This is a genomic window from Paraburkholderia kururiensis, assembly GCF_034424375.1.
GTDB classification, from domain to species: Bacteria; Pseudomonadota; Gammaproteobacteria; order Burkholderiales; family Burkholderiaceae; genus Paraburkholderia; species Paraburkholderia kururiensis_A.
Genome location: NZ_CP139965.1, coordinates 2247389 through 2271696 on the forward strand (window position 1 = coordinate 2247389; position 24308 = coordinate 2271696).

Here is a 24308-nt window from a genome sequence, read left to right on the forward strand (position 1 = left end):
ATGACGTTTGCCTACCGACTCGAAGCCCGTACCACTCCGTCGCGCGCGATGCAGCTCGCCGTGCCGCTCGTCGCGGCGCTGCTCACGCTCATCATCGGCTTTCTGATTTTCGGCCTCGTGGGCCGCGACCCCGGCGAGGCGATGCACGCCTTTTTCATCGAGCCGGTTTCGTCGGTGAACGGCGTGTGCGAACTGCTGCTCAAGGCGTCGCCGCTGTGCCTGATCGGGCTCGGGCTCGCGCTCGGCTATCGCGCGAACGTCTGGAACATCGGCGCGGAAGGGCAGATGCTGCTGGGCGGCATCGCGGCGAGCGGCGTGGCGATTTACTTCGATCAGTCGAGCGGCTGGTGGATTCTGCCCACGATGATGCTCGCGGGCATTGCGGGCGGCATGCTGTGGGCCGCGATTCCCGCGTTCCTCAAGACCCGCTTCAACACCAACGAGATTCTCACGAGCCTCATGCTCACCTATGTCGCCACGCAACTGCTCGTGTTCCTCGTGAGCGGCCCGTGGCGCGACCCGCAAGGCATGAACTTCCCGCTGTCCGAGATGTTCAGCGGCGACGCGCTGTACCCCACCTTCGGCGGCGACTGGCACATCAAGTGGCTGCGCGGCACGCGCCTGAACGCATCGGTTTTCGTCACGCTCGCGGCCATCCCGCTCGTCTGGCTCTTCATGCGCAAGAGCTTCGCGGGCTATCGCATGGACGTGGGCGGACTCGCGCCGCTCGCGGCACGCTACGCGGGCTTCTCGGACAAGAAAGCGATCTGGACCACGCTGCTCGCGAGCGGCGGGCTGGCGGGCCTTGCCGGCATGGGCGAGATTGCGGGACCCATCGGCCAGTTGCAGGCCACGTGGTCGCCGGGCTACGGCTTCACCGCGATCATCGTGGTGTTCGTCGGGCGCCTGCATCCGGTCGGTATCGTGCTCGCGAGTCTCTTGATGGCGCTGCTGTACCTGGGCGGCGAGGCAGTGCAGACGTCGATGCAATTGCCGCAGGCGCTCTCGGGCGTGTTCCAGGGTTTGCTGCTGTTCTGCCTGCTGGGCGCGGACCTGTTCGTCAACTACCGCGTGGTGCGGCGCCGCCATGCGGCTGCGCACGGGCAGTGAAGCCGACATCGGTGCGCAATCCGGCGCCGTCCCGCATGAGCTGATCGCGACAACACGCTTTTTTCACCGCTTTACGCCACTGATTCGCCATGGACATTCCACAAGCCAGCGCACTCGTTTCCAGCGCCGTTCTCGCCGCCATTCCGCTCATGTTCGCGGGCATCGGCGAACTCGTCACCGAAAAGTCGGGGGTGCTCAACCTGGGCGTGGAGGGCATGATGCTGATGGGCGCCGTGAGCGGTTACGCCGTCACCACGGTGACGGGCGAGCCCTGGCTCGGCGTGCTCGCCGCCATCGGCGCGGGCATGGCGATGGCCCTGCTGTTCGGCTTCCTCACGCTCACGATGCTCGCCAACCAGGTGGCCACGGGGCTTTCGCTCACCATTTTCGGCATTGGGCTTTCGGCGTACGTTGGCAAGCCGTACACGTCGGCCGCGGTAAGCGCGACCATTGCCGTCTGGCCCATTCCGGGCCTCGCGAAAATTCCCGTGCTGGGCGCCGCGTTCTTCAGCCTGCGCCCGCTCGAATACCTCGCGTTCCTCATGTTCCCGCTTGTCGCATGGTTCCTGTATCGCACGCGCGCCGGGCTCGTACTGCGTTCGGTGGGCGAGTCGCCGCAAGTCGCGCATTCGGTCGGCTTTCCCGTGATCGGCGTGCGCTACGGCGCGACGCTCTTCGGCGGCGCGATGGCGGGGCTCGCGGGCGGGTACTACTCGATCGTGCAACTGCATTTGTGGCAGGAGCAGTTGACGGCGGGCCGCGGCTGGATCGCGCTTGCGCTCGTGGTGTTCGCGACGTGGCGCCCCGGACGCCTGCTCGTGGGCGCGCTGCTCTTCGGCGCCGTGAACGGCCTGCAGTTCTACGCGCAAGGCGTCGGCGTGGCGGTGCCTACGCAATTCCTCGCGATGCTGCCTTACGTCGCGACGATCGTCGTGCTCGTGCTGATTTCGCGTAACCCGAACACGATCCGGCTGAATGCGCCGGCCTCGCTCGGCAAGCCCTTTTTTGCGGCGGGATGAGGCGCGCGGCGATACCGCTTTTACGGTTCTGACCGCTTTCACCGTTTTGAATCTGAACGACAGCTACACAACAGGAGAAACAAGATGAAAAGAACACTGCTGACCGCATTCGCATCGGCTGCGGCGCTCGTCGGCGCCGTGGGGCTGCAGGCACCGGCCCAGGCCGCCGACGCGCCCGGCGTCGCCTTCGTCTATCTCGGCAATCCCGGCGACGCGGGCTGGACCTTCGCGCACGACCAGGGGTCGAAGGAAGCCGAAGCGAAGTTCGGCAGCAAGATCAAGGTGACGCGTGTGGAGAACGTGCCGGAGTCGGCGGATTCCGAGCGCGTGTTCCGCGATCTCGCCTCGAAGGGCAACAAGATCATCATCGGTTCGAGCTTCGGTTATCAGGACTTCGAACTGAAGGTCGCGAAGGACTTCCCGGACACGGTGTTCCTTCACGCCACGGGCTACAAGAAGGCGCCGAACTTCGGCACCTACGACGTGCGCATGTACCAGGGCGCGTATCTTGCCGGCGTGGCCGCGGGCTACGTGACAAAGACCAACACGCTCGGCTTCGTCGCCTCGGTGCCGATTCCGGAAGTGGTGCGCAACATCAACGCGTACACGCTCGGCGCGCGGTCGGTGAATCCGAAGATCCACACGAAGGTCATCTGGATCAACAGCTGGTTCGATCCGGGCAAGGAAAAGCAGGCCGCCGAAACGCTGATCGGGCAGGGCGCCGACGTGCTGCTGCAAAACACCGACTCGAGCGCGACACTTGCCACGGCCGAGGAGAAGAAGGTCCATGCGTTCGGCTGGGACTCGGACATGAAGAAGTTCGGGCCTGACGCGCACCTGGGGTCGGTGGTGGGCCACTGGGGCGTCTACTACACGGCCGCCATCCAGCAGGTGCTGGACGGCAAGTGGAAGAACGATCCGGTCTGGTGGGGCATTCCGCAGAAGGCGGTCAACTTCGAAGACCTGAACACGGGCGCGATTCCGGCTAACGCCATCAAGGACGTGGACGCGAAACGCAACCAGCTCGCGAGCGGCAAGTGGGACGTGTTCACGGGCCCGATCAAGGATCAGTCGGGCGCCGTGAAAGTGCCGGCGGGCAAGACGCTGGGCGACGCGGACCTGCAGCGGCTCAACTGGTATGTCGAGGGCGTGGACGGGGCGTTGCCGAAGTAAACCGACGTGAACCGCCGGCTCCACTGCCCGCATGAGTGCGCGGTGGCGGGGCCAGCGCTTTTGTATCCGGACGCAACGCCTTCTTCGCCGGCGCGCCGCCTGACGCGCCGGTCACTTCCACGCCGGTGTCTGTGCGCCTCCGCGCTTCAGCCTTGCGCTTCACTCTTCGATGCGCAGCCCCACTTTGATCGTCACCTGCCAGTGCACGATGCGGTCGCCCTCGATATGTCCGCGCGTATCCGTCACTTCGAACCAGTGCAGGTTGCGCAGCGTTTTCGATGCGCGCTCGATGGCGCGACGCACGGCATCGTCGCTCGACGTGGGTGACGAGCCGGTCAGCTCGATCTGCTTGTAGACGTGGTCGTCCATGGTGTGCTCCTCGCGGGTCGGTTCAAAACGAGTATAGGCAACGAATACCGGCGGCGAGGCACACCTGCGTGCGCCGCGCGCGTCCGCGTCGTGCGACTGCGCACGGCGCATGCCCGCTGCGGCCGCGATGTCGCACCGGTATGATGGTCGCCCGCTGATACGGGATCGACCTTGGGAGGACTTCGAACGTGGACATCGGTTTTTGCGGCCCGGGGCTGATGGGCGCGCCCATGATCCGTCATCTGCTGCGAGCGGGACACGCGGTGCACGTGTGGAACCGCACGCGCGAAAAGGCCGAGGCGCTCGAGGCCGACGGTGCGCGGGTGGTGGCGACGCCGCGTGAACTGGCATCGTGTGCCGAGGTCGTGCTGCTGTGCGTCGCGGACGCGGCGGCCGTGGAAGCGGTCGTATTCGGCGAGCAGGGCGTGCTCGGGCGCGAGGCGCCGGAGGTCGTTGTCGGCCAGGCGGGCTCAGGGCGGGGCGAGGGCGCGGTTTCGCCCGTGCATGCGCCGCCAACGCGGCGCGTGCTGCGGATCGTCGATCATTCCAGCATTCCGCCCACCGCCACGCGTACGTTTGCCGAACGTGCGGCGGCGTGGGGCGTGGGGTGGGTGGATGCGCCCGTTTCGGGCGGCGTGGCGGGCGCCCAGGCGGGCACGCTTGCCGTCATGGCAGGCGGCGAGGTGGCCGACGTCGCGGCCGTCACGCCGCTTCTCGGCGCCTACGCCGCGCGCGTTACGTGCATGGGCGGCAGCGGTGCGGGGCAGACCACCAAGCTGTGCAACCAGGCCATCGTGACGGCCACGGTAGCGGCGATCGCGGAGGCCGTGAGCCTCGCGCAGCGCAGCGGCATCGACGCCGCGAAGCTTGCCGAAGCGCTCTCAGGCGGCTGGGCCGACTCGGCGCTGCTGCAGACCTTCGTGCCGCGCATGACCCAGCGCGACCTCGCGCCCATCGGCGCGCTGAAAACCTTCCAGAAGGACGTGGAGACCATCGCCGCCGCGGCGGCCGCCACCGGCACGCCGATGCCGGTCTCCGGCACGGTGCAGCAGCTCCTGAGGCTGGGCGCGGCGATGGGGCTGGGCGAAGCGGATTTGTCGGCGTTCATCGATGTGCTGCAGACGCCGCGTACGAGATAACGGGTGAAGGAAGAGGCGCGGCCGCGATAAGGCCCCGAAAGCGGGAGAGCCGCTGCGTAAGCGCCGCACACGAGAAGTGCCATCTGCCCCTGCAAACCGATGCCCGGAGCGCGCCAAGGAATCACACGAACCGCCGCCGCGGCAACATCCAGCGCGCCACCCCACCACTCCATAACCTGCTAAGATTACAGGTTTTTCGTCGATCTGCCTCATTTGCCCTTTAAAACAGGCCGGCGGAAATGTCGATCGCCCCGGTTGATCACCGCGTTTGCCAATCGTGGGTCAAATCGTTGGTCAACCCGTCGATCGACTCCGCCGAGCATCCCCACAGGGCATTTTCTGAGCACCACAGGACCAAAGGACACGCCGTGCTGTCTACCGCCAACATCACCATGCAATTCGGGCCGAAGCCCCTGTTCGAGAACATCTCGGTCAAATTCGGCGAAGGCAACCGCTATGGCCTGATCGGCGCGAACGGTTGCGGCAAGTCGACCTTCATGAAGATCCTGGGCGGCGACCTCGAGCCGTCGTCGGGCACCGTGATGCTCGAACCCAACGTGCGCCTCGGCAAACTGCGCCAGGACCAGTTCGCGTACGAAGACGTGCGCGTGCTCGACGTCGTGATGATGGGCCACACCGAAATGTGGGCCGCCATGACGGAGCGCGACGCCATCTACGCGAACCCCGAAGCCACCGACGACGACTACATGCACGCCGCCGAGCTCGAAGCGAAGTTCGCCGAATACGACGGCTACACCGCCGAGGCGCGCGCGGGCGAACTGCTGCTCGGCATCGGTATTGCCGGCGACCTGCATAATGGCCCCATGAGCAACGTGGCGCCCGGCTGGAAGCTGCGCGTGCTGCTTGCCCAGGCGTTGTTCTCGAAGCCCGACGTGCTGCTGCTCGACGAGCCGACCAACAACCTCGACATCAACTCGATCCGCTGGCTGGAAGACGTCCTCAACGAGTACAACTCGACGATGATCATCATCTCCCACGACCGGCACTTCCTGAACCAGGTCTGCACGCACATGGCGGACATGGACTACGGCACGCTCAAGGTCTATCCGGGCAACTACGACGACTACATGCTGGCCTCGGCCCAGGCGCGCGAACGCCAGGTCGCCGCGAACGCGAAGGCCAAGGAACGCGTGGCCGAACTGCAGGACTTCGTGCGCCGCTTCTCGGCCAACAAGTCGAAGGCACGCCAGGCCACGAGTCGCCTGAAGATGATCGACAAGATCAAGATCGAGGAATTCAAGCCGTCGTCGCGGCAGAATCCGTTCATCCGCTTCGAGTTCGAAAAGAAGCTGCACAACATCGTCGTGGTGGCCGAAGGCATCACCAAGAAGTACGACCGCACGATCTTCCAGAACTTCAGTCTGAGCGTGCAGCCGGGCGAGCGCATCGCGATCATCGGCGAGAACGGCGCCGGCAAGACCACGCTGCTGCGTGCGCTGTACGGCAACCTCGCGCTCGACGGCGGCTCCATCAAGTGGGCCGAGAACGCGAACGTCGGCTACATGCCGCAGGACACCTACGAGGAGTTCCCGGACGACGTCACGCTCATGGAGTGGATCGACCAGTACCGCAAGGAAGGCGACGATGATCAGGCCGTGCGCGGCACGCTGGGCCGTCTGCTCTTCAATGCAGACGACATCCGCAAGTCGGTGAAGGTGCTCTCGGGCGGCGAGAAAGGCCGCATGATCTGGGGCAAGCTCATGCTGGGCCGCCACAACGTGCTGCTCATGGACGAGCCGACTAACCACATGGATATGGAGTCCATCGAGTCGCTGCAGATCGCGCTGGAGCAGTACGAAGGCACGCTGATCTTCGTCTCGCACGACCGCGAATTCGTGAGCGGCCTTGCGAACCGCATTATCGAAGTGCGCACGGACGGCAAGCTAAATGACTTCGGTGGCAATTACGAGGATTTTCTCGCGAGTCAGGGTGTGCAGTAAGCGTTACGGCGCTGGCGAAATGCCGGGTCACCACGCCAACGTCCACCAATAAAAAATGGGCACGCAAAGCGTGCCCATTTTTGTTTCAGGCGCGATCTTGTTGCGCGCCGATATGCGCTGCCACGCCGTGGCTAACGTTGCGCATCGGCGCGGGGCAGGGCGCGCCGCAATGAGGCGCCACGTCGGGGCCGGACAACTGTTCCATCGCAGAAGAATGCATTTCCCTTATGCATCGAGCACGGCTGCGCCGGAAATCGCCACGCGTCTGTAAAAACCGACGGAGCCTATTGACCATTATTGACAATATCTCGGTCCGCTTCTGATACGGTTATCCGGCTTAATGGCATGCGAATTAATCTGCTTCGCATCGCTCTTTTAAACCGGACGAGGATGCGCGGAATGAATACTCCCGCAAAGCGTTTTACCGATGCGCTGCTTCACCCCAGCGCGCGCCTGACCCAGCATCTCAGGCTGTGGATCGGAAGTGAGGAGCACGATCTCGATGTGCTCGACTTCAAGGTGCGCGGCGGCTTCTGCAAGGACTACGTGGTCAGTGTGACGGTCACGTCGCCTCGGCTCGATATCGACGGCAGGGACTACGTTGGCCGGCGCGCGGGCCTGCAGGTCGACGAGCGCGCAGCAGTGCCCTCGGCCACCTGGGCCACTCCGGTCGATCACGCAGCGGCTACCTTCAACGGCGTGGTGACGCGCTGGAAGCGCGTCCGCACGAGCCGCGACGAGGCGGCCTACGAACTGCGCATCGAGCCGCGCTTTGCTGCGCTCGGCAAGCGCATGGTGCACTCCGATGTGCTTCAGGACGTCACGTTCGAGGATCTGGTCCGCACGAAGCTGGTCGACGGCCAGAACATCGACGCCTTCGATGTCGAGTTCCACCTGGACGGCCCGCAGGAAAAGATGGAGCAGGTCGTGATGTACGAGGAGTCGGTGTGGGCTTTCATCGCACGTCACGCGAAGCGCAAGGGGATTTTCTGGTTCTACCGCCAGGAGCGGGGCGAGAACGGGCTGCTCGACATTCTCGTCTTTGCGGACAATCCACGCGCCTATATCCGTTCGATCAACCTGCCGTTGCTGGCGGGTTCGGGCCTGCACAGCAACTGGCACGAGGCGGCGCAGTCGGTCCACGGGCAGCGCACGCTGGTGCCGGCCACGATCGAGGTGTGGGAGCGTAACTACCGCACGCCGGAGGACCCGCTGCAGGCCACGGCGAACGTCTCTTCCGGAGACGGCGACCGGTCGGTGTTCGGCCGGATCAGCCGCAGTGCGGAGTTTCATCTCACCCGGCAGCAGGGCGAGGCGCTCGCGCAGACGCGGCGCGACGAGCAGATCGCGCGTCAGGTGACATTCGCCGGCGCGAGCGACGCGAAAGGCATCGCACCGGGCGTGGTGATCAGGCTGACCAACACGAAGATGCCGGGCGCCGAGTACGGTTTCGTCGTGACGTCGTTCCGGATGAAGGGCAGCCGCACGAATCCAGCGTATACGCGCTTCAAGGCGATGCCGGCGCATCTGGCCTACCGGCCGCGGTTTGACTACGAGCGGGACTGGAGATTCCTGAACGGCCCTGTGGTCGGTGTCGTGACAACCCTTGATTCGGCTCCCTACGCGTTTCTTGACGAGTACGGTCGCTATCCGGTTCTGCCGAAGTTCCTGCAGGGTCCGGCGAACGCCCGCAACAGACTGCTGCATCTGCGTCTGCTGCGCGCCTCGTCGTCGTACCAGGGCGGATTCCATTCGCCGCTGTTACCCGGAACCGAGGTTTTGCTCGATGGGGCACACGGCGATGTGGACCGGCTCCATATCACCGGTGCCCTGCATGACTACTCGCATCCGGACGTAGTCCGAAGCACCGATGCGCTCTTCAGCTATGCCATCTGGCGCTCGCCGCTGCTCGGCGCGGAGATCGTGTTCAACGACCTGCGGGGCAAGGAGAGCGCCCGCATTGCCACGGTGTACAGCCAGTCGGCGTTCAATCAGGGATATCTGCTCAACAGCAAGAAGCTTCCGCGCGGTGAAGGTTTCGAGGCCACGACCCAGGGGTGGGGCACGGTGCGCGCGGCGAAGGGTTTGTTCCTCACGGCGGACGCAGCCGCCGGGGCAGACACACCGCACCTGGAGATGCCGGCGGCTATCGCACAGCTCAAGGCGGCACTGCAGCGCGTGACGGATCTGGCGATGGCGACCCGGCAGGCCGGCGCCGACGCTGCCGACCGCTCCACGCAGGCGGCGCTGCTGGATGGACTGAACCAGCTTCGCGACGCGGGGCTGCTCGCGAGCGCGCCGGGCGGCATGGCGTTCGTGACGCCGAAGTCGGTGCAGCAGTCGGCGGGCGAAAACGTGATCGTCACGGCGGGCAGGGACATGGACGTGAGTGTCGTCAGGCGTCTGCGCATGGCCGTGGGCGACATGATCTCGCTGTGCGCGCACAAGCTCGGCATCAACCTGACTGCCGCAAAGGGCAGGTTGACGGCCGCGGCGCTTACCGACGGCATGGACCTCTTCGCGCAGAAGCAGCTACGCATTGCCAGCGAGAACGCGGACGTGCAGGTGGCGGCGAAATCGAAGATCACGCTCAACAGCGGCGGCGCTTCGCTCGTGATCGAGGGCGGCAACATGACGTTCCACTGCCCCGGCGCGTTCACGATCAAGGCGGCGTCGTTCACGTTTGTCGGACCTGACAACGTGCCGACGCCGTTGCCCGTCCTGCCGAAAAGCGATCTCCAGGTCAACGACCGTCCCCCCCATACGAACTGACACGTCATGATCATCAGCCCGCCCTTTCTGCCCGCATCGGGACTCACGTCCACCGACGCATCGAAGCCCGACCCCATGATGGATGCCGTCGACAGGTTCGAGCTGGCGCATGGCATCTATCCGGTCGCAGCCGACCGGACCTGGCATTGCGGCGCCCATCTTGCGCCGGACGTGCACGGTCCGGTCCATGCCATCGCCGACGGCGAGGTGGTGGCATACCGCGTCTGCCAGCATGCGATGGATGACGGCAACGGCAATGCGGGTTTCGTGCTGCTCAGGCACGCCACCGAAACGGGCGACGGACGCGCGCTGACGTTCTATTCGCTCTACATGCACCTGCTGCCGCTTGCTGAATACCACACGTTCGGACACGACGCGACCCGGCTACCGGCGTTCCTGCACAAACCATCCGGGCCGGATACCCAGGGCAAGGTCACGCCTGCGGCGAAGGGAAACGGCCAGAAGGTGCGGCGCAAGGATGTGCTGGGTTTTCTCGGGCGCTATCAGGGCGTCCCCTACATGCACTTCGAGATATTCACGACGCCGGGCGATTTCGATGCGTATTTCGGGCACACGCAGCTCGGAGTGACGTCGCCGGCAACAGCGACAACCTCGGACTGCTGGGGGCATACCTGTTTCACCATTCCTGCGGGACAGCAGTTTTACGCATTGCCCCAGGGAACGGACGCACACGGCAAACTCCACGGCATCGCTTTCAAGGCGGGCTACGCAGGCACGAATGCCCTGCCACTTGCCGTGGAGATGTACTTCAGCAAGGGAGCGAAGTACACCAACGTCTGGAGCATTGCGGCGGACGGCTCGCGCACGCTGCTCACATCCGCGCCGGTCGAGGAGAAGGACTACGAATACGATCTGTACCATCGCGCAACGGCGCTCTACGAAGCCTGCCCCAGCGACGGTTACGAGATGCTGCGCTTCGGGCGCATTCTTTCAATGCCTGCGACCCTCCCGGAGGCAGCCCGTGCGACGTGGGTGCAGATACCCTACGACACGGGGAAGCGGGGTTACATCGATATCAGCAGGGCAGAGGTCAAAAAGCTGTCTGACGCGGATTTCCCGTCCTTCATGGGCTGGCAGAAGATCAGCGACGGCAATACACCTTTTGTCAGTGACGGCCTGTGCGATGTCGACCTGTTGAAGAAGCTCGTCAGGGACGCCGCGGCCAGCGAGCAGCCCACAGTCGTGAAGGAAGCCACTGAAGTCCAGAAGGCAGACGCGCTCTCGTACTACGTGAAGGGCCATGAGGAAGTACGTCGGGCCCTGCGCGGATTCATCTGCAACGCGCCGAGCGAATGGGATAGCACGCACAACGAGACGCGCTTCGCGAAGCTGCTCGACGAAGGCGGGTTCTATCACGGCAACCGGAAGGGCTACGAGGATTTTCTGAAGTACCTCAAGGAACTGCAGTTCTGGGACGTGACGGGGTTGCCTGCGGGGGAGAAGCTCTGGTTCTTTCATCCGCTCGCGTTTATCCGGCATTTCAGGAAGTGTGGGTGGATTGGGACGCAAGAGTTGCGGCAATTGATGCCCGCGCACGCGTGGCTAACCCAAGCTGGAGCGCTTTATACACCGGCATCTACTGTACTAACCTCGACACAGGTCGTTGATCGTATTTCTCCGCATCTTTCCAATCTGAATAAGACGATTAGAAAGTACTCGATTAACTCGTCGTCAGAGAGGCTTGCGATTTTCTTGGCGCAAACATATCTTGAGACCGATCGGTGGAAGACGTTTAAGGAATATGGGCTTGGGACCGCTAACCCGAATATCCCCGCAGCTCAATACTACGCTGCATTCTATGGCCGTGGGATTATGCAATTGACATGGGCCAGCCAATACGAAGCGTATGGGAAATTTTCTGCGCGATCAGATAATTATGGAGCGTATGTTGACTTGCGAATTACGCAAGCGTCTCTTCATTATTGGGATGATCCGAGGAAAAAGGATTCTCATGGCCACATTGCTATAGCAGGAACTCCGAGACACTGGGCGCCTTACTATGATCCCGACGTTCTTTCGGCTAATTCATTGGCGGCGTGCGATAGCGGTGGTTTCTTTTGGATCTGGAAGCACCATGATGGAGCTCGGCATATTGGCCGGGTAGCTGATTTGGGTATTTCGCCAGAAACGATTCATAGGGTTAATGTGCTGGTAAACGGAGGTTTTTTTGGGTACTTCGAAAGATTTGCCTTTACTTGGTATGTGAGGGATATATTTACTGATTGGTTGCCATCTGCCATGAAAATTAGCGTCACAACGCCGAGGCATGCAACTGTTGTAGTGGATTTGTCGCGACCAGTATAAAGGAGTGTTCTGATGAAGGCTGCCTTATTAAATTTTTTATTTATATTTATGGTCTTGGTATCTGGCGTTGCGCTTTCAAAAACGCCGAGCACTGATGCTTATGCTCGATGCATGGCTCGTACCAAAAACGATCGCCTAAATTGTCAGGCTGGTTGCGGAATGATTGTTCAACAGTGCTACGACGAGGGTGTTGCGGATATAAATAATCAAATAGTCAAACTAAGTGAAGATATCAAGGGTAAAAGTGCGGTTGTGTGCGCAGATCTTGTTGAGAATTACTTGAATGAGGCTTCGCGTATGGAGGCTAATGTTGGAAAGCAAACGAAAAATTTCGTGGGATGGACTGGTAGTGAGTTAACTCTTAATTTTGCAAGACAGCGTTTGGATAATATCCTGTTGATTCGAAAATCATGCAATTGATTGAATATATTGCTTATTGATGATGATATGAATGTCTAATTTTCAGTCATTGAGTTGATGATTTAAATAATCCAAATCGTGTCTCACGAAAAATCATCTTTTTTCTGGTCACACTTAAAAACGGCGATACAGGTGCAATGATGAAATCCCCCATCCGCAAGGGCGACAAGCTGGAAAACGGTGGCGAAGTCACAGAGGGCTCACCGTGGTTCGAGGTGATGGGCCGTCCGCTCGCCCGCAAGGGTGACGAGGCGATCTGCGAGCAGCACGGACCCACTGCGATTGCCGAGGGTTACGGGAAATTTCCCGACCGGGACGGCAGGGCCGTCGCTTTTCACCACTATCGCTGTGCGTGCGGATGCCGGCTGCTTTCATCATTGATGAACTTCAACGTCGCGTAATGCCTGTCGATCTTTCTGCTGCCGGACGCCCGAGTGCCTATCCCCGCCGCCCCAGGTTCTGGCCGTGGTGGTTCTGCATCTGGCTTGCCTGCAATGTATCCGGCGTTGCCATTGCGATGATTCTCTGGCCGAAGGGAGAAGCGGCGCGCGGCGCCTGGTTCTGGCTCTGTTTCGCTGGTTTTCCTAACGGCGCATTCGTATTTCTGTTTGCCATCGAACGGGCCGGCTACGAGGCGCTCTGGTACCGCGCCCACTGGCGCAATGAGTTTCGTACACGGTGGCTGGCAGAGCGGCTACGCGCCGCACAGAAGCCGCTCCAGGTACTGGGCATCGGCTACAGCCTTCCCCTTGGCGTAGAACCCGCACAGACGCTTGCCGAAGCCATGGCCCGAAAGAAGCGACTGCCTGCGTCACAGGTGCCGCGCGCTGGCTCGAAACCTGTCGAACATGCCCGCTTCTGCGAGGCGGACTGGCTGGTCGACGAGCCAGTGGTCATCGACGGTTTTGCTGGAAACGAAGAGACCCCTGATTTTGGCGCGCCGGCGCAGGTCTCTCTTCTCACGCTCAAGATCGCAAGGGCGCTGGAGGCGCTTGCAGTCAGCCTGCGCGCGCTCGCGTGCTACGAACGGCAATGGTGGCCACAGGTCCGCGTCCTGAGTGTCCCCGGCAGCGAGCAGGCGGATGTTGCGCGGGTCATCGACGCCCTGCGCATTGCGGGTCTGCCGCCGCTCGCTGTGCAGGCATCGCCGGCTACGGACGGGCTGATGGTCGCCGATGCCTGGCTCGATGCGAAGGAGGCGAGGCCGCTGCTCGTGGTGGCGACGGCCTGGCATGAGAAGGGGCCGCCCGAGGGCAGCACCGAGGGCTGTGTCGTGGTGCTGCTCTCGCCGGGCCACTTCAGACTGCCGGAGGCCGTGACGGTTGTGGCGCTGCTGCATCGTCCTGTCCGGGCGATTGACGGCGAGGCTGAATACGGCTTTGCCAATGCTGCCGTCTGGGGCAAGGCTGGTTCTGCCTCGCTCGTGCGCGCATGGATCACCCGGCCCGTCGAAGGCTGCGACAGGGCGCTCAGTGCTGCCCATATGGACGCGATCGCGAAAGACGACACGCAACTTCGGCCCGATCGCGTGGTGGGCGACATGGGCGACGCGAACGGATGGCTGGCGGTTGCCGCCGCTGTCGAGGCCGGTGCGGCCGATGGCCCGCAACTGATCGCCGACGGCCTGCAGTCCGCAGTCCTGCGCGTCATGCCCGCAACAACGGATAACAACCGGATTACCGATGACAGACCCCAGGCTTTCCCTGCAACCGCTTGAGGCGGCAGCGTCAATGGAGCAACCGGCGTCACGGGGCCGCCTCGCGATCTGGGGCCTGCCCGTAGCGGCTCTCGTTGTCGCCCTGCTTGCGATCGGCATCGTCTCGGTGCGTGGCGACATGATGGGCGTAGCGTCCGGCGAGCCGAAGCTGAAGGCGATCATTGCCATTCTTGCCATCTTCGCTATCGTCGTCGTGTCCCATCTCGTACTGTTCGCGACCGGGACGTACGGTTTCGCGGGACGGCTCTTCCAGAGAGAGACTGGCGATCACACGAAGGCCGCAAAGCCACTCAGGCGCGATGCACGCCTGCAACGCCTGTACGAGGAGCTACGCGTCTCACACGGCTGGTTCTGGCGTCGCCGCCTGCGCTGGCTGCTGGTGAACGGCACAGACGGGCGTATTGATCAGGTTGCACCGGGCCTGAAGCAGGCGGGCGTCATGCACGTAGGCGAAACGGTTCTCGTGCACGCGTCGCCCGACGGCATCGAGGCGGCGAAGTGGCTCAACCAGATCCGGCGGCTGCGCCGGCATTGCCCGGTCGATGGGGTCGTGCACGTCGCGCGTGCTGACGATCCGGATACCGAACTGCCGCGCAGGCTGTCGGCCATCGCCACGGCGCTGCGCTGGGCAGCGCCCGTCACGTTCCTGCATCCGGTCGAGGCGCAGGGCCACGCGCCCGAACGGTTCGAGCCAGTGGGCACGCTCCTGCCCGGCGGTTCACGCAGGCAGGCACAGGCTGGCGCAGCCCGCGCGCCGGCGCTGCTGGACCAGTTGCAACAGCGGACCGCGGACATCGGCGTGTCGCAGGCAGGCGCGCCGCTCTGGACGGCGTGGATGCTGGAGATTGCGAAGTACGTCAGCGACGAGGCAGCGCACATCGCCGCGAGCCTGGGCGCGCTGGCTGCATCGAACTGGCTGCGCGCGCCGCTGGCCGGCGTCCTGTTCGCGCCGGTCTTTGCAGGCACGTCGCCCGTGCCGGTACCGGTCGTTGACCGTGAGGAAGCGGCGGGACACGAAATCCCGGCCATTCCGGCCGCCCGGGCGGAGCCTGTGAGCCTCGTCACGCCTCTCCAACCCCCGGCGCTGCTCCCGGTGTGGAAACAGATCACGGCTTCGATGCCGCACTACCGCGGCCGCCGCACGGGGCTGTACTGGCCCAACGTCCTCGCGGCGTGCGTGCTGGCCGCAGCCGTCGTGTGGACGGTGCTGCTCGTGGTGTCCGGTGTTGGCAACCGCGCGCTCGTTCGCGACGCACAGACCGCCGCTGAAGCGGCGCTTGCAGCAGGGCCCGGCACACCGCAGGCGCTGCGTGCACAGCTCGCCCTCCAGAACCGCATCGCGACACTCGAATACCGCCGGCAGCACGGCGCGCCGTGGTCCCTGCGGGCGGGCCTCTCACGCAACGACGACCTTCTCGCCGCACTGTGGCAGCCCTATCAGACGGTGGCCCTCCGCAACCTGCGCCAGCCCGTCGCGCAGGCACTCGAAGGGCAGCTCGCCCAGCTCTCGCAGGTCCGCGCCGACGAGCAGCAGAGCCATGACGCGCAACAGCGTGCGTACAGCCGCCTGAAGGCCTATCTCATGCTCGCCACGCCGGCCCGTACCGACGCACCGTTTCTCAAGGCGCAGATGCTCGACGTCTGGCCCGCGGTCGCCGGCATGCGCGCGGGCGAATGGCTCGATATCTCGCAGCAGCTCGCGGGCTTCTGGTCCGGTCACCTCAGGGCGCATCCGGAGTGGCGGCTGAACGCGTCGGCGCCGCTCGTCACGCAGATGCGCTCGACGCTCGTGAACCAGATCGGCCTCGCGGCCAGCGACGACGTGCTCTACCAGCGCGTGCTCGGCGAGGCGCGCGGCCGCTACGCCGACGTGTCGCTCGCCACGCTGCTGGCCGGTGCCGACGCACATGGCCTCTTCACGACCACGCAGACGGTGCCGGGCCTCTTCACGCGGGCGGCCTGGGAAGGCGTGGTCGAAAAAGCCATCGACGACGCCGTGAAAGGCCAGCATGTCGAAGGCGACTGGGTGCTGACCGGCGAACAGCCGACAGCGCGCGTCAATGCCACCACCGTGGAAGGCGCGGTCGGGGCGGCGCAGGCCGAAGCCGAGGCAAGACAGGGTGCGGCCGCCCTGAAAAGGCGGCTGCGCGAGCGCTATTTCGCCGACTACACGGCAGCCTGGGCGAGCATGCTCAACAGCTTCCAGTGGCTGCCCGCCAGCAGCTTCTCCGCCGTGATCGACCAGCTCACGCGCCTGACCGATGCACAGACCTCGCCGCTGCTGGCGGTCATGAAGTCGGTGCAGTACCAGGGCGAGGCGGGCCGTCCCTCGCAGGCGCTCACCGATACGCTCGTGCGCAAGGCGCAGGGGCTGTTCGACGGCGGCGACAGTAACGCGACACAGGCGCCCGTGACGAATCCGCTGGACCGCAGCTTCGGCCCGCTGCTCGCGCTGATGGGCGCGGCGAACGCGGCTCAGCCTGGCGCTGGGAACAGCCAGGCGGCCAACGGCACGAACGCCGCTGCGTTCAGCGGCGTGAGCCTCCCGCGCGTGCTGACCGCCGATACGACCGTGCGCCTGAAGCTGCAGCAGATCCAGTCGAGCCCGGACGCACAGGCGATGGCGCGTGCGCTCGCGCAGGCGGTGTTCCAGGGCAAGCTCTCCGATCTCACGCAGGCGCGCGACGACGCAGCGCTGACTGCAGCGAGCCTGGGCGCACAGTGGGCGGGTTTCGGGCAGACGATGTTCGTGCAACCGCTCGACGCGGCATGGGAGGCCGTGCTCCAGCCCGCAGCCGCGAGCCTGAACGAGGCATGGCGCGCGGGCGTGGCGGCCCCGTTCGCCTCGACGTTCGCCTCGCGCTATCCGTTCTCGCCGACGGCCGCGGATGCGTCCTTCGCCGAATTCGGCCGTTACGTGCGTCCCGATACGGGGCTCGTCAACCGCTTCATCCAGGTCGAGTTGTCCGGTGTGCTCAAGTGCCAGGGCGACCAGTGGGTGCCGAACGAACTCGCGCCGCAGTCGCTGCAGTTCGATCCGAAGTTCCTCGCCATGCTGCGCCTGATCGGCCCGATGGGCGCGCGACTCTACGCGCAGGGCGAGGCCGGCTATCGCTTCGCGATCATGCCGCAGTCCACGCCGGGCGTGACGCGCACGGAGCTTTCCGTCGACGGCCACCGTGTCGCCTACTTCAACCAGCAGGAAGCGTGGACGCCGTTCGCGTGGCCGGGCGACGGCCTGCACGGCCAGGCGTCGCTGACGTGGCAGACGCTGGACGCGGGCGTGCGCATCGCGTTCGATAGTACCGGCGACTGGGCCTTCCTGCGCCTGCTGGAAAAGGCCCGGGTGAGGGCGCTTGACGATACGCGCTACGAACTGGTCTGGAACGGCGCGGCAGGTGCCGATGACGCGAAGGCGGTATCGGCGGCGAGTGCCGTCCGCGTGGCCAGTGCTGTTACGAACCCCGATGCACCGCCGCCGCTGCGCTACCTGCTGCGCGTACAGGCGGGGGCGGGGCCGCTGGAACTGCTGAAGCTGCGCGGCTTCCGGATGCCGGAGCGCATCTTCGTGACCGGCCGCGCGGGCGTGATCGCTGGCCTGCCGTCACTGCCGCCGCTGCCACCGGAGTTGCAGCCGTGACCGCACCATGGAAGCCGCACCAGCAGGAAGATGCCAGTCCGCTGCTGCGCTATTTCGATGCGGAGATGCGCTATCTGCGTGAAGCCGGGCGCGAGTTCGCGAGCAGCCAGCCGGACGCCGCGCGGCGCCTCGGCATGCAACCGGGCCAGGCGCGCGGCGAGGAGGACGGACCGGTCCGGGCGGTCAGTGAAGGCTTCGCGCTGCTCGTTGCGCGGCTGCGCATGAAGCTCGACGACGGCATGCCGGAAGTCACCGAAGGGCTGCTCGACAACCTCTACGGGCACATGGCACGCCCGGTTCCGTCGCTGTCCATCATCGAATGCCTGCCCCTGAACCGCGGCGGTTCCATGACGGCGAGCATTCCTGCCGGGGCCTTGGTGCGCTCGGCGCCCGTTGGGCCCGATGGCGTGCGCTGCCCGTTCCGCACGACGCAGACGGTCGACCTGCTGCCGCTCTCCATCGAGGATGCCTCCGTGGCCGTCCGTGCGGACGGACGCACGGTCATCCGCCTGACGCTGGGCCTCTGGTTCGGGGACCAGCGCGAGCATGTGGACCTCTTGCGCATCCGCCTGTACCTGCATGGCGACCGGCCTGCCGCGGCCGCACTATACGCGGCGCTGACGCGCCAGGTCGCGTCAGTCGGCCTGCGTCTGCCGTCCGTGCGCGACGGCGAGCTGTTGCCGCTCGACGGTGTGCGCTTCGAGTCGGCGGGCTTCGGCCCATCCACGCGGCTGTGGCCGGTCACGGACCCCGCGCGCAACGAGGCACTCGATCGCGAACAGACGCTGCTCGAGTATTTCGTGTTCCCGCAGAAATTCCACTTCGTCGACCTCTGCGGCTTCGACAGCGCGATGGTGCCGGCGAACGAAACGCGCCTGACCTTCGAGATCGAACTGGACGGCCGCATGCCCGGCGACCACCCTGTGGGCCGCGACAGCTTCCGGCTCTTCTGCACGCCGGTGATCAACCTGTTCGAGGTCGATGCGCTGCCGCTGCATCCCGCCGGCTGGCACGACACGGAGCATCGCGTGCGCGTGCATCCGGCCGTGGAGGACCACGTCGAGCCCTACGACCTGCTCACGGTGACGGCCGCCGACCCCGAGGGCAGCGCCCGGCATGCCTACACACCATTCACGAGCTTCCGGCATCGCGGCTGGATGCTGCGCTACGACAACCCCGAACGGTACTTCCATACCGCCACGCGCCATGGCGCGGTGGGGCGTGAACTGTGGGTGACGCTGGCCGGTCAGCTGTGGGCAGGGACGTACCGCGACGCGTACCACGACGCACACGACGACGCGCACGCAGATGAAGAGCGTCCGCCACCTGACCACCATGTGATGGTGCGCTCGCTCGCGAACAACGGACGCCTGCCGCGCCTCGCCCTCGCGCAGGCGACGATCACCGAAACCGTTTCGGGCTTCACCGGTATCGCGTCGGTGCGCAACCTGACGCCACCGAGCCTGCCGCAGTACCCGCCGCGCGACTACCCCGGCTACGACTGGCGCGTGCTGGGCCACTACACCGCGAACGGCTCGAACGAATTCAACCGAATGCTCGTGGACGGAGCGCCGGTGCTACGCGAGGTGCTCGAACTCTACGACTGGGCGCCGGACGATGCGATCTCGCGGCGTATCGAGGCGATCCGGTCGGTGCGTTTCTCGCAGGAGCAGACCATCCGGCGCAGGGACGTGTTCCCGGTCGTGCGCGTCCACGTCGAACTGGATGCGGCCGGCTTCGACGGACCGGGCGATGTCGTGCTGTTCGGCGACGTGCTGGCCTGTTTCCTCGGGCGCTACGCGAGCCTGCAGTATTCCGTACAACTGGCGCTGACGGTCGATGGCGAGGAAACGCTTTGGCCGGGCACCGACTGGAAGGGAGCCGCATGCTGATGACAACGTGGATCAGGCGATACGCGCCCGGCGTAATCCTCGCGCTGACGGTTTCCGCATGCGCAACATGGCAGTCGGTGAAGGAGGGCGCCGTGAGCGCCACGCGCGCGGTGTTCGAGGCGAAGGTCGAGCAGATGAATCTGGTGATCACGGCACGCGGGGCGCTGAACCCGGACGCACACGGCGCGTCGCTGCCGGTCGTGCTGCGCATCGTCCAGCTGAAGGACGGGAAGGCATTCGCCACGGCGACCCCCGGGCAGATGCTCGAAGGCAGCGAGGCGCTGAAGGCTGCAACACTCTGGAGCCGCGACGTAACCCTGGGGCCGGGGCAGACGGTCAAGGTGTCCGAGCCGATCGGCGATGCGGCGAACTACGTGGGCGTGGCGGCGTTCTTCCGCGATACGGACAGTAGCGAATGGTCCGTGCTCGTGCCGAAGTCGCAGTGGAAGAAAACCGACCCGGTGAGGCTGATGGCCGCGGATCGCAGCCTGGAAATGGAGACGGAGCGAAGGTGAAAGTTTTGTGTTGGCTCCGCATGACGGCTATTCGACCGCTCGCGTCGCTTACGGCGCCGACGGTGACAGCGTAGCGGTTTCTGACGATGCCGCCGGCGGCCTAAACCGGCCGTTCACAGGGCACTCCGCATATTCCAATACACCAAAAAGTTGGCACGCGCGCCGTTTTGTCACCACCACTCGCGTGACGCCGATCAAGAGCAGGCGATTTTTCCGCCCATCCGCACGAGTCGTTGATTTTGCGCAAGGTGCGTCTGGCGCGTCACGCGATGATGGCGGCTTCGACATCAATGAAGCGGGCACCCCTCATGTTTCCATCTCACCCGTTCGCGCCACTCAGAATTCGTGGCCGCGCGCTCTTGCCCATCGTGCAGGGCGGCATGGGCGTCGGCATTTCGGCCCATCGGCTCGCCGGCAGCGTGGCGCGCGAAGGCGCGGTCGGCACGATCGCGAGCATCGACCTGCGCCACCATCACCCCGATCTGCTCGACATGTGCCGTGCGGACCCGCGACGCGAGACGCTGGAGCGTGCGAACCTGATCGCGCTCTCCCGCGAGATCGAAGGCGCGAAGCGGCTTTCGGAAGGCCGCGGCATGATCGCTGTCAACGTGATGAAGGCGGTGAGCGCGCACGCGGACTACGTGCGCGCGGCCTGCGAGAACGGTGCGGACGCCATCGTGATGGGCGCCGGTCTGCCGCTCGATCTGCCCGATCTCACGCAAGGGCATGACATCGCGCTGATCCCCATTCTCTCGGACGCCCGCGGCATTGCGCTCGTGCTGAAGAAGTGGATGAAGAAGGGCCGCTTGCCGGACGCGGTCGTGATCGAGCATCCCGCTCACGCGGGCGGCCACCTCGGCGTGACCAACCTCTCGGAAATGAACGACGAGCGTTTTTCGTTCGAGCGCATTTTTGCCGAACTCGATCCTGTCTTCACGTCGCTCGGTCTGCGCCGCGAAGACGTGCCGTTGATCGTGGCGGGTGGCATCAACAGCCACGAGGCCGTGCGCAAGTGGCTGGCCGCGGGCGCGAACGGCGTGCAGGTCGGCACGCCGTTTGCCGTGACGGAAGAGGGCGACGCGCACCCCAACTTCAAGCGTGTGCTGGCCGACGCGCGCCCCGAAGACATCGTCGAGTTCGTGAGCGTGACGGGGCTGCCCGCGCGTGCCGTGAAGACGCCGTGGCTCGCGCGCTACCTGCGCAACGAGGCGCGCATTCGCGCCAAGATCGGCAGCATCAAGAATGCGTGCCCCACGGCGCTCGAATGCCTCTCGGTGTGCGGCCTGCGCGACGGCGTGGAGAAGTTCGGGCACTTCTGTATCGACACGCGTCTTGCCGCCGCGTTGCGCGGCGACGTCGCCAATGGGCTCTTCTTCCGCGGCCGCGAGTCGCTGCCGTTCGGCAACGCCATTCGCAGCGTGCGCGAGCTCATGGAACTGTTGCTGACCGGCGTAGCGCGACCGGCTGTCGCACGGTGTGGAGCGTTCGCGCTGGTTTGACAAACGTCAATTCTCCGCGGCAATCGGCCCTACAGAATGTAGGGGCATTTTGACCACGGGGAAAGACATGCAAAAGCTCATCAAGACCCTTGCCGCTTCAGCCTGCGTGCTTGGCGCGGCATTCGCCGCCCCGGCGGCCAACGCGGCAGACGCCGCCACCACGCCGGACGCGGTTACCGACGCCACCAGCGGCGGCATCCATGCCGGCGACTGGCTGGTACGTCTGCGTGCCATCAGCATCGAACCGAACGCGCGCACGAGCGATACGCTCTCCGCGCTGAACGTCGATGTGAACAACGCGATCGTGCCGGAACTCGACTTCACGTACATGATCCGCGACTACCTCGGCGTCGAGCTGATTCTCGGTACGTCGCGCCATCAGGTCACTTCGAGCCTCGGCAACCTGGGCGGTGTCGGCGTGCTGCCGCCCACGCTGCTGCTGCAGTACCACTTCAACCATGCGGGCAAGGTGCGTCCGTACGTGGGCGCCGGCGTCAACTACACGCTTTTCTACAACAACGGCTTGCATGCGGGCGGCTCGCAGATCTCCGTCGGCAACCACAGCTTCGGTCCGGCGCTGCAGGCCGGTATCGACTTCCAGGTGACGAAGAAGATCTTCGCCAACGTGGACATCAAGAAGATCTGGATGAAGACGGATGCGTCGCTCAACGGCGCGTCGCTCGGCACGCTTCACATCGACCCGCTCGTGGTCGGCGTGGGCGTCGGCATGAAGTTCTGACCGACAGGCGGAACGCAAGCGCGTCATAGAACGCGTTCAGGGGGAACGAAAACGCCGGGGAAACCCGGCGTTTTTTATTGCGGCTGCTGTGGCTGTCGCGGCCATGGCACTACGGCAGGCTACAGCTTGTCGTACTTGAAGCGCATCGCCGTGCCTTCGCGCTGAATGCGTTCCCAGACCGCGCGCTTTTCCTCCTCGCTCATGAAAACCCACTGCGAGACCTCCGCGGCCGTGCGGCCGCAGCCCTTGCAGACCTCGTCGAAAAGCGTCGAGCAGACGCCGATGCAGGGGCTGTCGGGAAGGTCGTGCAGATTGGAGGTCATCGGGAAAGTCCAGGGAACACCGGCAAGTGGCGCTATGGTAACCGATGCCCCGAACGCCTCTCGCGCGGTAGGGGCATCGGGCGGGGCCCATGCGGACCGTCGGATGGGGGCGATCAGGACAGTCGACGCGACCCCGTCTCAGGCGACGCAGCGCGGCAGGCGGCGGGTGCGGGTCGCCCCGGGCGCCTGCTGTCGCTTTCGACCCGGTTTCCAGGCTTTTTTGCGGTGGACACAGCCGCATAACCCGATAAAATTGCGCCCGATTTGCCCGCCTCCGCGGCTTGGGTCGTCGGCCGCCGGAGCGCGTGCCACCGCTCAGCGACGCGGGCGCCCATGGCCCCGTCAGTGGGGCGACCGCTGCGCGAGGAACGGCGTCGGCAAAGGCTGTGCCGTATCCGCGACAGCGGAGCGTTTTTTTTGTCGCGGGCAACGTTTAGTGGTACGTTTCGGGTTTTTCAGGGGAGCCGCACCGGCGACGGCGCGGCGTCAGGCGGGGTCAAGCACCGGCACGATGCCGGTCATAGGGAGAACGGGATGAAGAAACAGGTGGTGGGCCAGCTGGCGGCGCTCGTGCTGTGCGCGGTGCCCTTTGCGACGTCGATGGCGAAGGACACGCAGCTCAACGTGTACAACTGGTCCGATTACATCGCCAAGGACACGATCCCGAACTTCGAGAAGCAGACCGGCGTGAAGGTCCGCTACGACAACTACGACAGCGACGACACGCTGCAGGCCAAGCTCCTCACCGGCAATTCCGGCTACGACATCGTCGTGCCCACCAGCAATTACGCGGGCAAGCAGATCGCCGCCGGCATCTTCGCGCCGCTCGACAAGTCGAAGCTGCCGAACCTCAAGTACCTCGATCCCCAACTGATGGAACTCGTGGCGGGCGCGGACCCGGGCAACAAGTACGCGGTGCCCTGGGCCTGGGGCACGACGGGCCTCGGCTACAACGTGACCAAGGTGCAGCAGATTCTCGGCAAGAACGTTCCGCTCGATAACTGGGACATCCTCTTCAAGCCCGAGAACATTTCGAAGCTGAAGGCCTGCGGCGTATCGGTGCTCGATGCACCCGACCAGATGTTCGCAGCGGCGCTCCATTACATCGGCAAAGACCCGATGAGCCACAACCCGGACGACTATCGCGCCGCGCTCGCAATGCTCAAGAAGATCCGGCCGTACATCACGCAGTTCAACTCGTCGGGCTACATCAACGACATGGTGGGCGGCGACGTGTGCTTCACCTACGGCTGGTCGGGCGACGTCGTGATCGCGAAGCACCGCGCCATCGACGCGAAGAAACCTTACAAGATCGAATACTTCATTCCGAAGGGCGGCGCGCCGATCTGGTTTGACGTGATGACCATTCCGAAGGACGCGGCCCACAAGGAAGCCGCGCTCGAGTGGATCAACCACATCGAGACGCCGCAGGTTCATGCCGCGATCACGAACGCTGTCTACTATCCGAGCGCCAACGCCGAGGCGCGCAAGTACGTGGACAAGGACATCGCCAACGACCCGGCCATCTACCCGCCGGCGGACGTCGTGAAGACGCTGTTCCTGTTGAAGCCGCTGCCGCCTGAAATCCAGCGGCTGCAAACGCGCCTGTGGACCGAGTTCAAGTCCGGCCGCTGATGTGGCAGTCATGGCGGCGGCTGCGCGCGATGCGATAGCCGCCGTGCAACCACGAGGCCC

The 24308-nt window shown here is 64.7% G+C and carries 18 protein-coding genes; 16 read left to right on the forward strand and 2 right to left on the reverse strand.

The features are described from left to right. The 3 genes from U0042_RS10100 to U0042_RS10110 all read left to right on the forward strand — a co-directional run bounded on the left by U0042_RS10100 (window position 1) and on the right by U0042_RS10110 (window position 3302). Window positions 1–1110: an ABC transporter permease gene (locus U0042_RS10100; RefSeq protein ID WP_114814954.1), complete on the forward strand. Its 1110-nt coding sequence runs from the start codon at window positions 1–3 to the stop codon at window positions 1108–1110. A gap of 89 nt (window positions 1111–1199) precedes the next feature. Continuing rightward, a complete protein-coding gene (locus tag U0042_RS10105; protein WP_114814955.1) occupies window positions 1200–2129 on the forward strand; it encodes an ABC transporter permease in 930 nt (309 codons plus the stop codon). 84 nt (window positions 2130–2213) lie between these two features. Next, window positions 2214–3302 carry a BMP family ABC transporter substrate-binding protein gene (locus U0042_RS10110; protein WP_114814956.1) on the forward strand — a complete coding sequence of 363 codons (1089 nt, stop codon included), beginning with the start codon at window positions 2214–2216 and terminating at the stop codon, window positions 3300–3302. 159 nt (window positions 3303–3461) lie between these two features. Here U0042_RS10110 and U0042_RS10115 read toward each other — a convergent pair whose 3' ends face one another. After that, a complete protein-coding gene (locus tag U0042_RS10115; RefSeq protein WP_114814957.1) occupies window positions 3462–3671 on the reverse strand; it encodes a dodecin in 210 nt (69 codons plus the stop codon). A gap of 218 nt (window positions 3672–3889) precedes the next feature. Between U0042_RS10115 and U0042_RS10120 the strand changes: the two genes are divergently transcribed. The 12 genes from U0042_RS10120 to U0042_RS10175 all read left to right on the forward strand — a co-directional run bounded on the left by U0042_RS10120 (window position 3890) and on the right by U0042_RS10175 (window position 22290). Next, on the forward strand, window positions 3890–4810 hold the full coding sequence (locus U0042_RS10120; RefSeq protein ID WP_232833607.1) for an NAD(P)-dependent oxidoreductase: 921 nt from the start codon (window positions 3890–3892) through the stop codon (window positions 4808–4810). A 368-nt stretch (window positions 4811–5178) separates the two neighbouring features. Beyond that, the gene (locus U0042_RS10125; RefSeq protein ID WP_114814959.1) at window positions 5179–6771 is read left to right on the forward strand and encodes an ABC-F family ATPase; all 1593 of its coding nucleotides are present in this window, start codon (window positions 5179–5181) and stop codon (window positions 6769–6771) included. 399 nt (window positions 6772–7170) lie between these two features. After that, the gene (locus tag U0042_RS10130) at window positions 7171–9543 is read left to right on the forward strand and encodes a type VI secretion system Vgr family protein (protein ID WP_114814960.1); all 2373 of its coding nucleotides are present in this window, start codon (window positions 7171–7173) and stop codon (window positions 9541–9543) included. A gap of 6 nt (window positions 9544–9549) precedes the next feature. Then, window positions 9550–11868: a M23 family metallopeptidase gene (locus U0042_RS10135; protein ID WP_327205051.1), complete on the forward strand. Its 2319-nt coding sequence runs from the start codon at window positions 9550–9552 to the stop codon at window positions 11866–11868. Between the two features lie 12 nt (window positions 11869–11880). Further along, window positions 11881–12288, forward strand: coding sequence for a hypothetical protein (locus tag U0042_RS10140; protein WP_157977817.1), 408 nt, complete (start codon window positions 11881–11883; stop codon window positions 12286–12288). Window positions 12289–12428: 140 nt separating this feature from the next. Further along, entirely contained in the window at window positions 12429–12689 is a 261-nt protein-coding gene (locus U0042_RS10145; RefSeq protein WP_114810988.1) for a PAAR domain-containing protein, read from the forward strand. After that, window positions 12647–14005, forward strand: coding sequence for a hypothetical protein (locus tag U0042_RS10150; RefSeq protein WP_198665299.1), 1359 nt, complete (start codon window positions 12647–12649; stop codon window positions 14003–14005). The genes U0042_RS10145 and U0042_RS10150 overlap by 43 nt, the downstream gene beginning before the upstream one ends. Before the next feature lie 13 nt (window positions 14006–14018). After that, window positions 14019–17645 (forward strand): ImcF-related family protein, encoded by a 3627-nt coding sequence (locus U0042_RS10155; protein WP_232833363.1) that lies wholly within the window; start codon window positions 14019–14021, stop codon window positions 17643–17645. Further along, window positions 17642–19537, forward strand: a complete 1896-nt coding sequence (tssF, locus tag U0042_RS10160) for a type VI secretion system baseplate subunit TssF (protein ID WP_114810952.1) — start codon at window positions 17642–17644, stop codon at window positions 19535–19537. The genes U0042_RS10155 and tssF overlap by 4 nt, the downstream gene beginning before the upstream one ends. Continuing rightward, window positions 19531–20052 carry a type VI secretion system lipoprotein TssJ gene (gene tssJ / locus U0042_RS10165; RefSeq protein WP_232833362.1) on the forward strand — a complete coding sequence of 174 codons (522 nt, stop codon included), beginning with the start codon at window positions 19531–19533 and terminating at the stop codon, window positions 20050–20052. The genes tssF and tssJ overlap by 7 nt, the downstream gene beginning before the upstream one ends. Window positions 20053–20360: 308 nt before the next feature. Next, window positions 20361–21551: an NAD(P)H-dependent flavin oxidoreductase gene (locus U0042_RS10170; RefSeq protein ID WP_114810951.1), complete on the forward strand. Its 1191-nt coding sequence runs from the start codon at window positions 20361–20363 to the stop codon at window positions 21549–21551. A 67-nt stretch (window positions 21552–21618) separates the two neighbouring features. Beyond that, window positions 21619–22290, forward strand: a complete 672-nt coding sequence (locus U0042_RS10175; protein ID WP_114810950.1) for an OmpW/AlkL family protein — start codon at window positions 21619–21621, stop codon at window positions 22288–22290. Between the two features lie 119 nt (window positions 22291–22409). Here U0042_RS10175 and U0042_RS10180 read toward each other — a convergent pair whose 3' ends face one another. Continuing rightward, entirely contained in the window at window positions 22410–22613 is a 204-nt protein-coding gene (locus tag U0042_RS10180) for a DUF1289 domain-containing protein (protein WP_114810949.1), read from the reverse strand. Between the two features lie 534 nt (window positions 22614–23147). On the opposite strand from U0042_RS10180, the gene U0042_RS10185 reads away from it, so the two are divergent. Beyond that, entirely contained in the window at window positions 23148–24248 is a 1101-nt protein-coding gene (locus U0042_RS10185; RefSeq protein ID WP_114810948.1) for a polyamine ABC transporter substrate-binding protein, read from the forward strand. Window positions 24249–24308: the final 60 nt, after the last annotated feature.

Bases quoted from the DNA above. Each gene is read 5' to 3' on its own strand.
- U0042_RS10145 (WP_114810988.1), top strand. From the start codon at position 12,429: ATGAAATCCCCCATCCGCAAGGGCGACAAGCTGGAAAACGGTGGCGAA.
- U0042_RS10105 (WP_114814955.1), top strand. From the start codon at position 1,200: ATGGACATTCCACAAGCCAGCGCACTCGTTTCCAGCGCCGTTCTCGCC.
- U0042_RS10180 (WP_114810949.1), bottom strand. From the start codon at position 22,613: ATGACCTCCAATCTGCACGACCTTCCCGACAGCCCCTGCATCGGCGTC.
- U0042_RS10120 (WP_232833607.1), top strand. From the start codon at position 3,890: ATGGGCGCGCCCATGATCCGTCATCTGCTGCGAGCGGGACACGCGGTG.
- U0042_RS10130 (WP_114814960.1), top strand. From the start codon at position 7,171: ATGAATACTCCCGCAAAGCGTTTTACCGATGCGCTGCTTCACCCCAGC.
- U0042_RS10170 (WP_114810951.1), top strand. From the start codon at position 20,361: ATGTTTCCATCTCACCCGTTCGCGCCACTCAGAATTCGTGGCCGCGCG.
- U0042_RS10110 (WP_114814956.1), top strand. From the start codon at position 2,214: ATGAAAAGAACACTGCTGACCGCATTCGCATCGGCTGCGGCGCTCGTC.
- U0042_RS10185 (WP_114810948.1), top strand. From the start codon at position 23,148: ATGAAGAAACAGGTGGTGGGCCAGCTGGCGGCGCTCGTGCTGTGCGCG.
- U0042_RS10150 (WP_198665299.1), top strand. From the start codon at position 12,647: ATGCCGGCTGCTTTCATCATTGATGAACTTCAACGTCGCGTAATGCCT.
- U0042_RS10155 (WP_232833363.1), top strand. From the start codon at position 14,019: ATGGAGCAACCGGCGTCACGGGGCCGCCTCGCGATCTGGGGCCTGCCC.
- U0042_RS10175 (WP_114810950.1), top strand. From the start codon at position 21,619: ATGCAAAAGCTCATCAAGACCCTTGCCGCTTCAGCCTGCGTGCTTGGC.
- tssJ (WP_232833362.1), top strand. From the start codon at position 19,531: ATGCTGATGACAACGTGGATCAGGCGATACGCGCCCGGCGTAATCCTC.
- U0042_RS10115 (WP_114814957.1), bottom strand. From the start codon at position 3,671: ATGGACGACCACGTCTACAAGCAGATCGAGCTGACCGGCTCGTCACCC.
- U0042_RS10140 (WP_157977817.1), top strand. From the start codon at position 11,881: ATGAAGGCTGCCTTATTAAATTTTTTATTTATATTTATGGTCTTGGTA.
- U0042_RS10135 (WP_327205051.1), top strand. From the start codon at position 9,550: ATGATCATCAGCCCGCCCTTTCTGCCCGCATCGGGACTCACGTCCACC.
- U0042_RS10100 (WP_114814954.1), top strand. From the start codon at position 1: ATGACGTTTGCCTACCGACTCGAAGCCCGTACCACTCCGTCGCGCGCG.